Annotated in this window: 16 protein-coding genes; 7 read left to right on the top strand and 9 right to left on the bottom strand. The window is 38.2% G+C overall.

What is annotated here, in order from left to right; genetic code table 11:
* Positions 1-329: hypothetical protein (locus JST56_04140; GenBank protein ID MBS1988156.1), on the bottom strand; the 329-nt coding region annotated here is incomplete at its 3' end.
* Positions 330-509: 180 nt separating this feature from the next.
* Here JST56_04140 and JST56_04135 point away from each other — a divergent pair.
* The 5 genes from JST56_04135 to JST56_04115 all read left to right on the top strand — a co-directional run bounded on the left by JST56_04135 (position 510) and on the right by JST56_04115 (position 5,013).
* A complete protein-coding gene (locus JST56_04135) occupies positions 510-1,088 on the top strand; it encodes a DedA family protein (GenBank protein ID MBS1988155.1) in 579 nt (192 codons plus the stop codon).
* Between the two features lie 76 nt (positions 1,089-1,164).
* Positions 1,165-2,463, top strand: a complete 1,299-nt coding sequence (locus JST56_04130) for a hypothetical protein (GenBank protein MBS1988154.1) — start codon at positions 1,165-1,167, stop codon at positions 2,461-2,463.
* 25 nt (positions 2,464-2,488) lie between these two features.
* The gene (locus tag JST56_04125) at positions 2,489-2,986 is read left to right on the top strand and encodes a fasciclin domain-containing protein (GenBank protein MBS1988153.1); all 498 of its coding nucleotides are present in this window, start codon (positions 2,489-2,491) and stop codon (positions 2,984-2,986) included.
* Positions 2,987-3,094: 108 nt separating this feature from the next.
* Positions 3,095-4,075 (top strand): hypothetical protein, encoded by a 981-nt coding sequence (locus tag JST56_04120; protein MBS1988152.1) that lies wholly within the window; start codon positions 3,095-3,097, stop codon positions 4,073-4,075.
* A complete protein-coding gene (locus tag JST56_04115) occupies positions 4,075-5,013 on the top strand; it encodes a hypothetical protein (GenBank protein ID MBS1988151.1) in 939 nt (312 codons plus the stop codon). Before JST56_04120 ends, JST56_04115 begins: the two co-directional genes overlap by 1 nt.
* A gap of 61 nt (positions 5,014-5,074) precedes the next feature.
* Here the strand turns inward: JST56_04115 and JST56_04110 are convergent, their stop codons facing one another.
* From JST56_04110 to JST56_04075, 8 genes are all read right to left on the bottom strand, one after another.
* Positions 5,075-5,803: a hypothetical protein gene (locus JST56_04110; protein MBS1988150.1), complete on the bottom strand. Its 729-nt coding sequence runs from the start codon at positions 5,801-5,803 to the stop codon at positions 5,075-5,077.
* A 25-nt stretch (positions 5,804-5,828) separates the two neighbouring features.
* Positions 5,829-6,185, bottom strand: a complete 357-nt coding sequence (locus tag JST56_04105; GenBank protein MBS1988149.1) for a nucleotide pyrophosphohydrolase — start codon at positions 6,183-6,185, stop codon at positions 5,829-5,831.
* 8 nt (positions 6,186-6,193) lie between these two features.
* On the bottom strand, positions 6,194-6,472 hold the full coding sequence (locus tag JST56_04100; protein MBS1988148.1) for a DUF1653 domain-containing protein: 279 nt from the start codon (positions 6,470-6,472) through the stop codon (positions 6,194-6,196).
* Between the two features lie 144 nt (positions 6,473-6,616).
* A complete protein-coding gene (locus tag JST56_04095) occupies positions 6,617-6,982 on the bottom strand; it encodes an FKBP-type peptidyl-prolyl cis-trans isomerase (protein MBS1988147.1) in 366 nt (121 codons plus the stop codon).
* 391 nt (positions 6,983-7,373) lie between these two features.
* A complete protein-coding gene (locus tag JST56_04090) occupies positions 7,374-8,054 on the bottom strand; it encodes a hypothetical protein (protein MBS1988146.1) in 681 nt (226 codons plus the stop codon).
* 131 nt (positions 8,055-8,185) lie between these two features.
* On the bottom strand, positions 8,186-8,971 hold the full coding sequence (locus tag JST56_04085; protein ID MBS1988145.1) for a hypothetical protein: 786 nt from the start codon (positions 8,969-8,971) through the stop codon (positions 8,186-8,188).
* Between the two features lie 18 nt (positions 8,972-8,989).
* Complete coding sequence (locus JST56_04080) at positions 8,990-9,742, bottom strand: ABC transporter ATP-binding protein (protein MBS1988144.1); 753 nt, start codon at positions 9,740-9,742, stop codon at positions 8,990-8,992.
* 27 nt (positions 9,743-9,769) lie between these two features.
* A complete protein-coding gene (locus JST56_04075) occupies positions 9,770-10,456 on the bottom strand; it encodes a chloramphenicol phosphotransferase (protein ID MBS1988143.1) in 687 nt (228 codons plus the stop codon).
* A 395-nt stretch (positions 10,457-10,851) separates the two neighbouring features.
* Here JST56_04075 and JST56_04070 point away from each other — a divergent pair, with 395 nt between their 5' ends.
* The gene (locus tag JST56_04070; GenBank protein ID MBS1988142.1) at positions 10,852-14,658 is read left to right on the top strand and encodes a DnaJ domain-containing protein; all 3,807 of its coding nucleotides are present in this window, start codon (positions 10,852-10,854) and stop codon (positions 14,656-14,658) included.
* A gap of 71 nt (positions 14,659-14,729) precedes the next feature.
* Complete coding sequence (locus tag JST56_04065) at positions 14,730-15,977, top strand: hypothetical protein (protein MBS1988141.1); 1,248 nt, start codon at positions 14,730-14,732, stop codon at positions 15,975-15,977.
* Positions 15,978-15,986: the final 9 nt, after the last annotated feature.

Raw genomic sequence — 15,986 nt, 5'->3', positions numbered from 1 at the left:
TTGATAGAGCCACCACTTGACCATGTTAAACCAGAATCCAGTTCTAAATCTTTAAGTAATTGCATCTGACCAGTCTCACGCAAATCAATGCTTCCTGAAACAGAAACAACGGTATCAAGTGTTGCGGTTGCACCAGGCTTGATGGTGAAGCCGCCATTCATACGCACATATCCGCGTGCACTTTCGCCATCAGAAAAGACGTGATGTTGATTCTTGTATACAAGTGACGACGTACCGTCTAGGTTTGATCCCTGTAAGTGCAGACAGGAGTTTAGCCCTGCAAGAAGGCATAGTGTTATAGTTTTAACCCTTGATATATTTTGCTTCATCTTCTTAATCCTTTTTTCCTGAGTATTCGTTTTGAATTTTTATGATTACATGGTGGGGTCAAAGAATCAAGAGATTTGTCCTGGTGTATGCGCGTGTAATTCTATTGTCTTGAAAGATGTTGGCAAACAGCTATTCTGAGTTTGATTGAGTTATAAAATTTAATAAAAAAGGAGTGCTCTATGAAAGCTATACGTATAGTCTATGACTGGATGGGCAGCAAGGTTCAACAACCTTACGCAGAGTGGTGGCTTGTCGCATTCTTTTTTATTGAATCATCGATATTCATTATTCCAGTTGATCCGCTTCTTATTCTTTTTTGTCTTCAGAACAGTAATCGTGGTTTGCACTATGCAGCTATTGCAACATTTGCTTCGGTTGCTGGTGGAGCTTTTGGATATTTGATTGGTGCATGCATGTGGCAGACCATTGGTGCTCAGCTTGTCTATTGGCTGATTTCTGAAAGTACGTTTAATGCGCTTGTTGCAAAATATACGTTGTATGAAACGTGGGCTGTTTTAATTGGTGGTTTTACGCCGGTGCCCTACAAGGCAATAACGATATCTGCAGGTTTTTGTAAGCTTCCGTTTGCCCCCTTTATTATTTTTTCATTGATTGCTCGAGCGGCACGTTTTTTTATGCTTGCAGGAGCAATTTATTATTGGGGACCAATGATTAAGACTTTTATTGATAAATATTTTAATACTTTGGTTGTTGCATTTGCACTGCTTGTGATTGGTAGCTGCTTAGTTGTTTTTTAATTCCCAAAATGCTTGCATTTTTATTTCTTACTTTCTTATAATTCTCTTATCTATTGGGGTTTCATTAGGGGGGACTATGGGATCTTTTCGCTTGAGCGTATTCTTGATTCTGCTTTTAACGGTTTATTCAGATGGTCGAACATATCATGCGGTTTTGGATGGATTATTTAGATATGATTTACATTTTTTTGAAAAGGATGGAACAAAGCAATTTCAAGAAGCGCTTTTAAATTTTGCTCTAAATCCAAACAATTTACGTAAACAATATTTCAAAAATATTTACGACTATCAAGAGCTCGATAAGAACGAAAAAAATATAACACAAAATGAAGAATTATTTGTTGTACGCCTTTTCAAAAGGTTACGTAACTTTTATTTTGAATTCAAAAAAGTAGGTTCAGTCGATACTCTAGGCTGGTGTTCATGTGGACAGGCAAGTGCACAAGATCGAATGCTGCTTCTTCTTTTTATACTTAACGATATGTGTTCAAAAAAATATGATTCATCAAGAAAAATTGTATTCACCTCACTTGCAACTGGAGGTGCTCAATTAGAGTTTTTTATTGTTGTTATGCTTATTGAACTTGGATTTAAACATATTGAAATAAATTTTATAGATTATATCTACAGCGAGAGTGATCAATTAGAACGAAGTAAAAAAAGATTCTTAACGCATTTGGATAAATTTATTCAAGAAAAACAAGCAAGTTTTCACGCTTATTATGCAATAAACTGGTATCATGAAGCGTATGATTATATCAAAGATGTCATGGCCGGTACAAAACAAAAAAGTGATATTTTGATTGGAACGGATTATGGTGATGGAGGTATGCTTACAGCTGAATCTTCTTGTCATAATGGGATTAGATTTCCAGGCGAACAGGGCTATGGGTTTTTCTCTCAAGCAGGTCTTGAAGTTTTTATCAAGGAGCCGGTTAATCATAAGGTAGTTAATTTTTTTATTGATGCTGTGGCAAAGGTAGACAAAGGGTTTGACGTTATTGAATATCAAAAAAAAGTTACCGAGGAACTTAAAAATCCGTTTCCAAATCAAGAATTTTATCAGTGCGGGTTTAAAGTATTTGATGACCTCAAGGCATATGCTACACACAAAGATTCAATTACGTATCAGCTTCATAATATAGATAAAGAGCATAGAGATCCTTCTGATCCAGATCCTTCTATTATTCAAATAACACACGACGGTAATCTTAAAGCTCAAATGACCAAAACCTATCATGTTCAGCCTTACAGTGTCGATTTTCAAGTTGGGTTAGCTAAACTTCGTTATAAGCTTGAAAATCTAAAAAGTAAGCTTAATAACTTAAAAAATAGTCTTGATTTGCTTCGTCAAAAATTAGTTGAAATACGGTAGTTTTATTTTATAGGGGGAATATCTTATGGAATTTTGGCAAAAATATATAGGCGCTGGAGTGTTGATTGCTATTGCCGGCTACTTGATGATTGTTCGAGCTGGTGGTGAAGATTTCATGAAGCAGCTCGGATCGCTTGGAGCTTCTAAGTACATTGAAGCAATGAATACTCAAGATGACATCAAAGAAACTATGGAGAAAAGTTCAGGAACAGCAACAATTTTTGTTCCTAACGATGCGGCAATGAATGCGTGGGGTGATCGCTCTAGTTTTGCAAGTAACAAAAGAAAGATGCGTCGCTTTCTTAAGCATTCAATTGTTCTGGGTGATTTGACGGCTGAACAGTGTGTTCAAAAAGAGCGCCATGTAACCGCAGACGGTACAGAGCTTACCATCAAAAAAGAGGGTAGTGATATTGTTGTGATTGCTGGCAGCGGGAAAGCAAAAGTTATTAAATCAGATGTAAAATTTTCCAATGGCTACATCAACATTATTGACACCGTGTTATTGCCAAAAGATATCTAAAAATAAATAGGTTTATATTCGAATAAAGGCGAGTCTTTTAAGAGCTCGCCTTTTTGCTTTCTTAACGTCTCTTTTCTATACTCATCATATAATTTATGAAAGGGCGTTATGAAAAAAAATGTCAGCACATATTTTCGAATTTTAACTATTTTTTTATGTGCACTGAGTGTAGGCATATTTCACTCTTGTTGTTTAAAAAAATCTGAAACATCATCAACTTCACAAGCTCCTTTACATCGAGCACATTTAATCGTAACAGATGATGGAAAACCAGCGCAACTCACGTATGAATTACTTGCAGCGCTTAATCTTAAGCATGATGGTACGCTGCAAAATATTGTTGAAGTTACACAAAAAAATTTACTCAGACCGGTAGGCAAAGAGCGTTGGCAATCACCAGAAAGTGTTTATCAAGAGAACGCTGATAAAATAATTCCAATACTCAAACAGCTTGGATTATTGCAAGAAGTTCAAGCCGAACAGAAAGACTATCGATACGGAATTTTGCTGGGTGCAACGGTAACCAATGTCCGTAAGCGTCTCGCTTTTTTAATTCAGGAATGGAATAGAGGTGTGCGTGTTGATGAATTAGTTATTCTTGCTGGTCAACGAATACTTGATCCAGACATCGAAAGTGTAGCTGTTTTGTATGATCGAAAAAATGGTATTTTGCCGATCAAGCAATCGTGGCAAGACTCTCAAGAGCATCCAAAAACTGAAACCGAAATGATGCGCATGGTTTTAGAGCAAGCTGAGTTACCAGAAGGTTTAGCAAAAATTCCATGTACATTCATTGATGCTCCCATGCAAAAAACTGCTGATGGACTAATCCGTCGCCCCACAACGGGTGATACGGTTAATGCTTGGTTAGAGAAAAAACCTAATCCAGACAGCTGCTTGGTAGTTTCCTGCCAGCCGTATGTCACCTACCAAGACAGCGTCATGCGTACACTCATGCCGGCATCATTTTCTCTTGAAACAATTGGTGCTCGGGTATCTGAAGGAGAAAACTTAGCGACACTGCTTGATACGGTTGCAAGAATTTTGTACCAAGAATACCAGCTCGTTAAAGTATTGGAGAAAAAGTAATGAAGAAAACTATTTTTTTATTCTGTAGTTTGATGGGCTATGTTCATGCTGGTATTGAATTTAAAGCTGATGAGCGAGTCCGTGCATTGGTTACTCAAGACCAACAAATAACACCAGTGATTAAAGAGCTTTTTTCGTTAACTGAAATCACCTGTGATGGATCTTTGGTTGATGCAAAGCGCGTCGCATTAGAGGTGTTTCGTCGATCAAATGATCCCATAAATAATTTAAGAAAAGAGCCTTGGACAAAGCCAGCAAGCCCGTTTGATGCAAAGTTCGAACAAGCACTCCCACTCTTTGAGCGTATGAATTTTTTTGAAGAGGTGCTTCCTGAAAGCAAAGAATATACCTACGCAATTGTGCTTGGTGGATGTATGCGTTGGATGCGACAACGGTTAGCAAGTTTAGTTAAAGCTTGGAATAGTGGAGTTCGGTTTAGCCAAATAGTTGTGCTGACAGGAGATCGCCCACGTGATGTTGAGTATGAAAATGATTTTGAGCTGAATAATCGAGATAATGGCATTATGCCCATCAAAGCAGGGTGGTGCTTGCCCAATGTTTTGCCTAACAATGAAACAGGGCTTGTGCAATTACTTTTTGATCAAGCCGATTTACCGGTTGAATTTGCGCAGTTGCCGCTGACTATTGTCAACGCACCTAAGCGCTATTTACCTGATGGAAAATTGGTTCGTCCAAATACTCGAACGACCATTGAACATTGGTTAGAGCAAGACCCAAGGCCGATTATTGGTTCTTGTTTGGTTGCATCAAGTCAGCCTTTTGTAACCTACCAGGATGTTGTGATGCGGCGTTTTATGCCTGCTGAATTTTCCATCGAAACTATTGGAAGCGCGATACATCCTGATGATAAAACCATGTCAACATTGACTGATGTTCTTGCGGTTACATTGATGTATCAGCACGCTCGAATGTCTTAACACGGTAGTTTTGAGCATATGATATAGTTTTATTTGAGATTATAGGTGGATAGAATTTATTTTAAGTTCCTGTGCATTCGTTTAAGTGTGCAAAATAAACATAGAGATTGGGACAAATTAATGCACATGTAGGACATTCTAAATTATTCGAAATATCGAGTATGTCATTAATTTCATTGAAATTAAGGGTATTGTCTTCAGGGGTGTTGGTATTGTTTTCTGTTTGAGTCTGCACATGATTTTTTAGATGTGCGGGGTTTATTTTGAGCATGTTATTAGAAGAGGCGTCGGCCATTATTTCTGTAATTCCATAAAGCCACATATTGTGTTCTTCTAAAAAATGAGCATTGATTTTTTCAAAATATTGCTTGCAATAAAAGCAATAATTGGAGTAAGTTTTTGGAAAAACTTTATTAAAAAAAATCTTTAAATCAAAAAAACATTTATCTGTTCCTCGATTGTGAGTAAGTCCCATATGTCTACGTACTTCATAGGGGCGTGTTGTAATAAAAAGACAATTTGGGCAAGAGTAAATTTTTTCATCTGGGTGGTTAGCTTCAATATGTTTGAGAAATTTTGTTTTTTGAGAAAATGGTTGAGCGTTACACCAAGGGCATTGTAAGTGTTTTTTTATGAGATGATCGATATTATTTTTTCGATTGTAGTTAGAAAAGCCCTTTTTGCATAGATCACATTCTGGTTTTTCATAGTTTTTCATTCCAAAGATGGTTGTAGCATGCATCAGCAATACAAATGGTAAGATTAATCGTGAGAAAAAATTTTTTTTCATAAAAATCCTTTGGATACATTTTTTGCTACTTTGATATTTTAGTCCAACGGTTATATGATTTCTCAATAGTGTATCGTTCTTCAAGTTCTTGAAGTTTTGACTCTATTGCTGAGCTTAGATCTATGTTATGCATGTTACAAAATTGAAGTAATCCAAAGGCGATGTCAGCAACTTCGTGTTCTACTTCTTGCCGTTTTTTCTCAAGTTCTTGAGTTGCTTCTTGGCCAGTAACCCACATGAAGTGTTCCATAAGTTCTGCAGCTTCAGCAGCAATGCACATGCTTAGATTTTTCGCTGTATGAAATTGTTCCCAATTACGGTCTTGAGAAAACTTTTTAAACTTATTTTTTAGATCTTGAATAGTCGTTTTTTGATCGCTCATGATTATCCTTATGCAATAAATTGAAATCGGGGAACTTGCTTGCCTTCTATTTCAATGGTCTCTAAAAACATTGCAAGTGGACGAGCCCAGAGTGCATTATTTCCAAATTCTTTGGTGTAATATTTGCAGCGATAGAACACAAGCTCTTCGTTGGTTTCAGTATGATGACCTATGCCGATTACTTCATACAGATCGCCTTTATAATGACGGTATGTTCCCAGAGGGAGAGTAAATGCAATATGCTTTTGAAGGGAAGAAGGTTGAGTTGCTGTTTGATTTAAAGACATACAATCTTTCATCATAAAAAAACAGAGTAATAAGCTGATACAAAAAAAATTATTATGATACATCAAAAATATATCTCTCTTTGAGTTATGAGTTCAAAAAAAAGGGACGCATTGAGCGTCCCAAAACTTTGAGTAAAGCGTTTATTACGCTGCGTCAAAAAGTTCTACTTCGAAAAGCAATGTTGCGTTGCCAGGAATTGCTCCACCAGCGCCATGCTTGCCGTAAGCAAGATGTGGAGGGAGTACAATTTCACGCTTCTCGCCAATCTTCATATCAAGCAAAGCTTGATCCCAGCCCTTGATCACTTGACCAATACCAACGGTGAAGGTGAACTTTTGACCGCGGTCTAAGCTACTGTCAAATTTGTCAGTTTTGTTACCTTTTTCATCAACAAGCCACCCGGTGTAGTGAACGGTTACGCGTTGTCCAGCTTCCGGTTTTTTTGCATCGGTTGTTGCTTCGTTAAGTACGCGATACTGTAAGCCTGATTCGAGTTTGATAAATTCCATAGTGTGATCTTGTCCTGTTACTTGTTGAGCAATACTTTCTACTTCGTTGAGAGCTACTTCATCGTGAGCTTCTTCGATAAGCTCTGTTCCTATTTCGGTTGTAATATCTTTTTGTTCTGTGGCTGCGGTAACGGGTGCAGCTTGTTCGACTTTAGCTTTTTCTGACCCGCATGAGCTTGAGACCAAGCAGACTGATAGTGAAAATGCAAAAGGGAGTACACGACTTTTCATAAACAATCTCCTTAAATGGTTTTATTTTGCTCCACAAAACGTATCACAAAACAGATATGTTGTACACTGCAATGATGTGGAGTCTTGCCCTGAGTTTGGTGGAGGTTGTTTTGCTCAAATAACCTGTAAATAAAGAAAGCCGAAAAAATTATTTTGCTTCTTATTTTTCGATGGCAATACGAGTAATTTGAGGTGATTCTGAGCCGCAAAGAGCTTCATTGCCGTTGAGATAATATCTCAAGCCATTTCTATGAGGGGCTTTTCGTACGTTGTTATTGTTTAATTTTATTTTCTTAAGATCAGCGAGAGTGAAAATAAAATGGGGAAGTTCGGTAAATTTATTATTGGAAAGATCAATTCGTATAAGATGTTTTAAGTGGCAAATACTTGCCAAGAGAAACTCCTCGGTGAGTTCATTATTGCTTATAATAAGATTGGTTATGTGTTGTTGGGTAAAGGCTTCAGCGAGCGCAAAGATCTCATAAAGATGTTGGTTGATTTCTGGGAATTCAGCTTTGAGGTTGCTCAGGTCAAGTGTTATCCCATATTTATGATGATTGGTAAGATTCTGTAAGCGTTGCAGAATTGCTTTCACATTGAGATGGTCCAGTTGTTGTTCAGTCTTGCTTGTATAAATCAAGCGAATGGCCATTTTAAAGGTCCATTCTGGAAGTTGAGTGAAACGTTTTTTATGATTTGGATTGTCAAGAAATCGTTGAGCGTCTTCAAGTATATGAACAGGTCCCTCATCAATATCTAGTTTTTGAGGCATTGGAATCACGATACTGAATGTTTGAGACTCAAGAAAAAACGCAAAGAAAAATAGAAGAAATTTTCTCATCAATGGCCTCTTGGTTAATACATGCAACTGAGTTATGAGAGGCAAAATTACTTGTTGCTCTATGCTTTGTCAATAAGTTTATTAATCAGGCAGAAGCTTGCAAACTTCTGCCTGATAATTCTTAATAATGCTTAAATAAAATCAAGACGTTTTTTAAGACGAACGATCCCTAGCCATGTGCAGAGAACCGTAAAAATCATGATAATTCCAATACAGGCCCAGAATGGAAGATAGCCTTGTTGGCCCAATACTGAGCATCTGGTTGCTTCCATGACGTAGGTCATCGGATTGATGAGTCCAAGGTATGCAAATGCAGGAGATGTTTTATACAAAGTTCCCCATGCATATTGAAATCCACCCAAAAACCATACTGGATATACAAAGCGCATCCAGACGTTGCCCAGGCTGGACATGTTTTTAACATAGCTTGTTACCACAAGGGTAAATGCTCCGTAAAAAATATTCATAGCCACAAAAATGCTCATAAATTGAGCAATATTAAATGCGCTCAGATCAAATTTATTCCAGAGCATGATTTTACATAAAGGTAGTACAATGATGCTCAAAGTGCCTGCGCTGATAGCAAAAAATGCGATCATACGTGTAAGCATCAGCCATGCTGGAATTGGTAGTGTCAGGTAGTAAGAGATAATTTGGTCACCTTCGATATCACTGACCCAATGAATAACTGATGGGTAGATTTCAAAAAAACCTGCAGTTGCGCAAGAGCCTGCAACCATAAATGCTGAAAATTCATCATTAACGCCAAATGCTGCCATAAGGTAGGTATTGACCCATGCTGCAGTAGTCACCCAAATAATGAAGTTGATGATTTTATCGTTGATCAGTTGGCTGAAGATTTTTAAATCGGTCCAGAGTAACTGCTTAAATACATGAATATGAAATGAATTAATCATAAAAGTTTCTTTCGAAAATTATTGTTTCTGAGCATCGTTTTCTTGCATGAGTTGCAAAAAAACATCTTCAAGTCGACTCTTTGCAAAAGTGCTCATTAAATTATCTGGTGTATCGATAAGTTGTACTGACCCTTTATCAAGCACGCATACGCGATCGGATAAAAATTCAGCTTCGTCAATGTAATGCGTTGTCAGTAAAACAGTGATGCCTAAATCTTTCATGCCACGAATTTGTTCCCAAAGTTGGTGTCGAACGTGCGGGTCAAGTGCAACGGTCGGTTCGTCCAAGATAACAAGCTTGGGGTTATGCATGAGGCTGCGTGCAATCATAAAGCGTTGTTTGTAGCCACCAGAAAGAACTGGTGATCGTGCTTTTAAAAATTCGCTGAGCCCAAGTTTTTGGCTTAATTCACTGATGCGTTGCTCAATTGCTTCTTCAGTCATGCGGTAATAACGTCCTGCAAAGCGTAAGTTATCTTCTAAGCTGAGCATTGCGTTGAGATTTGGGCGTTGCGGGCAATATCCCAATGCTTTTCGATAGGTGGTTATGTTATCGCCGTCATAAATCGATTTGCCTTGAAATACAAGATCACCCTCTGTTGGTGGTTTAAGCGTTGCGATAATAGAAGACAGTGTTGTTTTCCCAGCACCATTAACACCGAGCAGGCTGACCACTTCACCTTCATACAGTGTGAGTGAAACACCTTTAAGCGCTTCTTTTTCACCAAAACGTTTTTTGACGTTTTTGATTTCTAGTAAAATGTTGTTCATACAATATCCGTTCTTTGAGTTAAAATTTTAAACGTTTAAGTTTTTAAACGCTTGAGGCGTTGGGTTTTTGTCTATAAATTCTTTGATCTGTATTGCTGCTTGATTGGGGGTTATATCTGTTGTATCGATAAATAGGTCGTACGTGCAGCCGGTATGTACCGTGTCATAAATGCTACGCGCATGTCCTTGTGGCGAGGTTGCCCGATCTTTTTCACGCTGTTCAACCGTATCAAGCGACGCGTTTATTCCAATAAAATAGACACGTATGCCCTTGAGTGCAGTCAGAAGTTCTGGTAACCACGATGGGTCATACAAAATATAGTCGACAATCACGTTGTTGCCTGTTTGTGCATAAGCAGCAATGGTGGCATGCATTCCGGCAATCATCTTGCGGCCATCAGGACCAAAGGTAAGGGTGAAGATTGGCTTGCCGTCGGGTGTGTTTGTCATTGAAGTTGTCCATATGGCTTCTGGGTGAGGCGCCGTTCCGTTTAAGTATTTTTCGGGTAAAACACCAACAAAGAGGTTATCAATACCAACTTTTAGATGTGGTTTTTCAAAAAGATCTTGAAGCTTTTTTTGAATAGTCGACTTTCCAACACCGGATGTCCCGTTCAGGATAATCACCGTTCCTTGAGTCGCAGTTGACTTGGATAAGTGTGAGCAGCCTGCAAACAGGAACAAGAGTATCGGCATAATAAACCGTAGCGTCATGGGGTGCCCTTTCGAATAAATGGCAGTACAATGCTGCAGAAATACGCAAAAAATGTGCGCAAAAAATCTGCAACAAAAAATAATCCTAACAAACGTTAGGAAAAACAACGTTTAAATAATGGGGAAATAGGTTGCCGTTACGATGCGTTAAGCGTCGCTAGGCTATTTTGACAAAGCCTTTGTCGGCCTTAATAGTGATTACCATTGCTTGTATCCTCCTGAGGTCAAGCTAGAGTGCAAAATTCTTACATTCTTCTAATTATTTCATAGTTTAACGATCGAGTCAAACATATTCTTTTTTTGTTGAATTATTTACAATTGTAAATAATTTTAGATATCATGAGGATACGGTGTAAGGTTTTTATATAAAAATTCGTTCAAAAAGGAGAAGCGTTGTGAATAAACGTTATAAAATATTACTAAAAATGGCTTTACTATCTGTTCTTGTGGTGGGTAGTTCATTTTGTTTTTTAAGAGCTATGCAATTCAATCCATTTGCAGCTGTTCAAAAGCAAGTAAAGAATGAAGGACTTTCTGAGCGAGAAAGAATTGAAGAAGACATAAAGATACTTCAAGCACTTGAAAATGATGTTTCAAAGCTCAAAGGGGGCATTGCTAATATATCACAAAAGAGTATGGTGAGCGGTAAAAAGCTTTACACGCTCGATTGGGCAAGTCTTGAGCCGGGTGAAACGGTTGCTGATACTGTGCAGATCATTAAAAATAAAATGGCAGAACTAAAAAATAGGCTTGAAAATTTATCTGTCGAAGAAAAGCCAGCAAGCTCTGCTGCGGTTGCAGATGTAGGCATCTCAAGTCAAGTTAATCAAGAGGTTTTGAGTAAAATTAAACAATCAAACTCTGTTCCAAAAGCAGATGTTGACCCTTCAAAAATAGATTCAAAAATAGATTCAAAAAACGATCGATTAGCTTCCTTAACTAAGGATAGGCCGAGTTTTTCAGGAAGAAGTAAGCCAACTAGAAAACCAAGAAAAAATGCTGCTGGGGAAAAAGTAGTTTTACAAGCAGAAATTGCTTCTGCACCACCTGCAGAGGTAGTTGAGGTAGCTCAGCCAGCGCCGGTTGATGTTGCTGCACCTCAAAATGAGCCACAGCGACGCCCACAAGAAAATCTTGGAGTTAAAAAAATAGCTAGTCCGCTGGATTCAATTCTTGGTGCTATAGAAAAAGGTGTTATGGTTGCGCTGAATGGAGTTCCGCAAAATATTAAAAATTCAGTAAGAGATAAATTTGCTTGGCTTGATAAAAGTGTTAGGGATCTATTTGCAGCTGATAAGAGAAGACCCAAGGGCATTGTTATTGTAAATGATGGATTTGGTCGGCCAATGTTTGAGATAACTAGAGATAAAATTGATCAGTCAATTAGAAAAGTTGTTTTACTTGGAATAATGGAACATTTCGGATACAAGCAGCCTCTAGCTGCTGGCGGATATTTATTTGTAGATCGCCTACAGGAAATTTTGAAAGGAATGCGTTATGCCGCTGATGATGGCGGAACTTTAAAATTAGCATATTGGTTAGATTGTGAAGAGGGTGATCCTAGAGCTGAAGAGATTATGAGCAAACTTATTGCTGATTACAAGATTCACCTTATGCCTGAAGGAATGATGATTTCTGAAGTCATTACACTTTTCACCGCTATTCAAAAAAATGAAAAGCTAAGAAATGCTATTAATGAGGTAAAGTTTGAGGTTACAGATTGCGATGATGAGTCAGTAAAAAATGAACAATATCCATACCCTAAGATGGTTATTTATCCGGCAAGTGGTAAGGACAAAGCTCAATTTGTTCTCAATGAGATTTTTCGCATTTTCGGTCAGCGTAAAGGGTTGGATGTAACTCCTCGATTCAATGCCAAAATAACAAGCTTAATTTATTATGCTCAAGGAAACGGGGATGAGAAAACAGAAGAGAATGAAAATTTCTTTGAATCAGATAAGGTTGTCTACAACGCAACAATAACGGGGAGCAGCGCGGGACCAAGAGGTTACTATTTAGAGAACCCTGCGGCTCGGAGAAGGCCTCCAGTTCAACAAGGAAGTAAGCTTCAAGGTGGTGTGCCTGCAAGTACCGTTGAAGTACCACAAACAATACCAGGAGCTGAGGCTGAACCAGCCAGAAAGCCAAGAATAGGTTTCTCTGAAGTTGGTGAGGATCAAGGTTTAGTAGATCAAAAAAATGCCTCTGTATCTCAAGACAAGCAAAAAATTGATCTGAGTATTGTTGCACTTAAAAATGTTGAAAAATTTGATGCTCGTGAAAATTACTATGACATTCTTGGGGTTGCTCGCAATGCTTCTTCTTCTGATATCGCAAAAGCCTACCGTAAACTTTCATTAACAGCTCATCCAGATAAGGGAGGAGATTCAAGTATATTTAATCGCATCAAGAAAGCGTATGATATTCTTTCAAATGTTGATGAACGTGAGGCATACGATCAATTGTTCGCAGCAACTCCAGCGCAGAGAGAACAGGCGACAAATGCTTTGAATAATCTTATGCAAAATTTGCAGGACGAAAAAAATAAAGATTTAGATGCACAAATTAATGAAGTAAGGCATGTTTTAACTTTGCCTCTTCAAAATGAGTCAAAAAAAGAGCTGCGTGTTCTTCTGAAAGAATTAGAATCTATAAAGCAGCTTCAAGATTTCAATACTGCACTTAATACTACACTTAATACTGCAATTGAAAAACTTGATGTTAACACAATAAAGCAAACAATTAATAGAAACCAAGAGTTTGTTAATACAACAGGATTAACGTTTGGCTACACACCACTCATAGCGATAATTGCTAAAAAAGATCTATCAGAAGGTGATAGAGAGAAGCAGAGAGCAATATTCAAATATTTACTTTCTGTAAGTGGCATTGATGTGCATAAAATGAGTGACGAAAAAGATCCAAAGAATAATCGAAATGCTCTTGACGCAGTATTGCTTAAAGTCAGCACATCTAAAAATAATAAAGTATTGAATGATCACTATAGAAAAATGGCAAAAAACCTGATTGATCTTGGTGTAAAACTTAAAAAATTTGCTACTCAACCTCAAGCTCAAGAAATCCTACAAGAGCTTAGTGCTAGAGAGTCTAACAGAGAAGCTACTCAGAGAATTGAGGCTGCTCAGTTAGCTGAAGAGCAGGAAAAGGCTGCGCAAGAAGAAGCAGCTCGCATTGCTCAGTTGAGAGCTGAAGAAGAAGCTGCTCGATTGGCTCAGTTGAAAGCTGAACAAGAAGTTGCTCAAAAAGCTGAAGCTGCTCGTATAGCTCAATTGATGGCACAAGAAGCTCAGCGATTAGTCGATGAAAAAGCTGCACAAAAAGCTAAAACTGATAAAGATTTTGAGGCAACTTTCCAGGGGAAAGGACTTCATGAAGAAGGTGCGGCTGGCAAAATGGTAGAGCAGTTAAAAGATAAGATGGAAATATTTAAGCAGCAGAAAGAAGCAGATATTTTGGCTAAAAAAGAGCGACAAGCTGAACAGAAAGTGGCTCGCATTGCTCAGTTGAAAGCTGAACAAGAAGTTGCTCAAAGAGCTGAAGCTGCTCGTATTGCTCAGTTGAAAGCTGAAGAAGAAGCTCTTCGATTGGCCGAGGAGGCTCGATTAGCAGAAGAAGCTCGATTAGTTGCAGAAAATAAAAAATCTGAAGCAGCGGCTAAGGTTGAAAGACTTAAGAAAAAGCTCAATCTCTCTGGAACAATATATGAAAAGATGCAAAAACTTGAAGAGACAAATAAGCTTACTCAGGAGAATCAAAGAGCTGAAGCAGCTCGTATAGCTCAATTGAAGGCACAAGAAGAGGCTCAGCGATTAGTTGATGAGAAAGCTGCACGCAAGTCCAAAAAGGCTCAAATTAATAAACAGTTTGCAGCGACTTTTCATGGAAAAGGACTTCATCAAGAAGGTGCTGTTCAAAAAATGATGGGACAATTCAAGGACAAAATGGAAACATTTAGGCAGAGCACTATTAACGATGACCTTGAGCGTTGTGTTGAAAAGATTCAAAAACATCAAGCGAAGCTGGATCAGCTTTATAATCGTAAGAAAGTACTGAAGCAAGAACATAGTCAGACACTTCAGAGCATTGAACAGCTCGAAGCTCGTATTAAGAATTTGCGCAAAAAAATAAAATCAGGCGACGAACAGCTTAGGAAAGCTTCATCGATAGCTGTCGCAGCATAAATTTTAGATGTGGCGGCAATAAAAATAATTTTAATAATCATGAAAAAAATTGATTTTAAAAGGATACATTAATGAATAAAAATTATAAAAAGCTTCTCAAAAAAATATTACTGTGCTCGCTTGCTCTTGCTCAGGCAAGCGTCTATGCAGAACCAAGCCTCAGTGTTAAAGAGCGAATGGCTTTGTTTGAGGAGAAGAAAAGTCAAGCTGAGCAAGAAAAAAGTTCAGTGCCGTTAAGAGGTATGATTAAACCAAACATGTCTGCAGTTTTTAGAGAGAAGCAGGCAATTACTGAGCTTGAAAAAGCATTGCAAGGAATGGACTTTGAAACAATAAAAAAAATTATTAATGCAAATCAAAGCATCGTGAATTCGCAGCAAGCGGAGCCTTTACGAGCAACGGTACTTAAGGTTTGCTATAATCAAAACGACAGAAATAAACAGCTTGAGATATTAGATTATCTTTTGTCGGTTAATGGTATTAATGTCAATCTTCTTTCCAGTAAGCCAGTAGCACAAAATGCGCTTGATGTTGCCGTCAAAAACATTAAAGGGCTTAAAGGTGAGAACTTGAAAGCTCACTATAGAGTTATAGCCCAAAAGCTTATTGCTCAGGGAGCGGTGCTTAGTGAGCTTGCAGGGGTTGATGATGCTCGAGAAATAGTTGCTCAACTGAGTAACGTGAAGCCTGCAGTTGCTGAGGCTCAAGAGCCTGTCGTGAGCTCAGGTGTTATTCCACAAATATCTGTTGGAGCTTCAGATTCAGTTTCAGGTGCTTTACAAGAGCAAATGCCAATACAACAAGCGGGAGTTAGAAGGATCTCTGAAGTTTCTCCAGCTGGTCGTATGATCAGGCCTATTGATGAGTCGAGTGATAGTCTAGGAATGAGATCTCGGGTTGAACAAAATATACCCGGAGCTGCAGGAGTAGATTCAAGAAGTGAGCTCAGTCAGGCACAAGCAGGGGTTGCTGATCGGTATGGTCAGCCAGAAGAGGCAGAGCAAGAATCCTCCGTCTTTTTAGATGATAATCAAGATGAGGATGAAGAAGTTGTTGTGTCTCCAGAAGGCGCATCTGAAATCTCTGAAGGAAGTATAACTTCCGAAGATCGAGAACGTGCAGAATTAAGCAACAAAATAGCAGAATATACCCAAGAGCTTACACAAATTGATGATGAACTCCGTGCATTGCGTAGTAAAAAAAGTGAACAAGAGAATGAGTTAAATAAAATTACTCAAGATGTTGATAAGCAAGAGCGTAAAATAAATGATCTTCATAAGGAGCGACAAGAGTTGACGAATAAGCTTTCATCAAAATAAAAAATAAGA

The sequence above is a fragment of the Candidatus Dependentiae bacterium genome, assembly GCA_018266175.1.
Taxonomy (GTDB): Bacteria; Babelota; Babeliae; order Babelales; family RVW-14; genus JAFEAY01.
The sequence above is the reverse complement of the archived record's forward strand: the minus strand, read 5'-3'. Positions and strand labels throughout refer to the sequence as shown.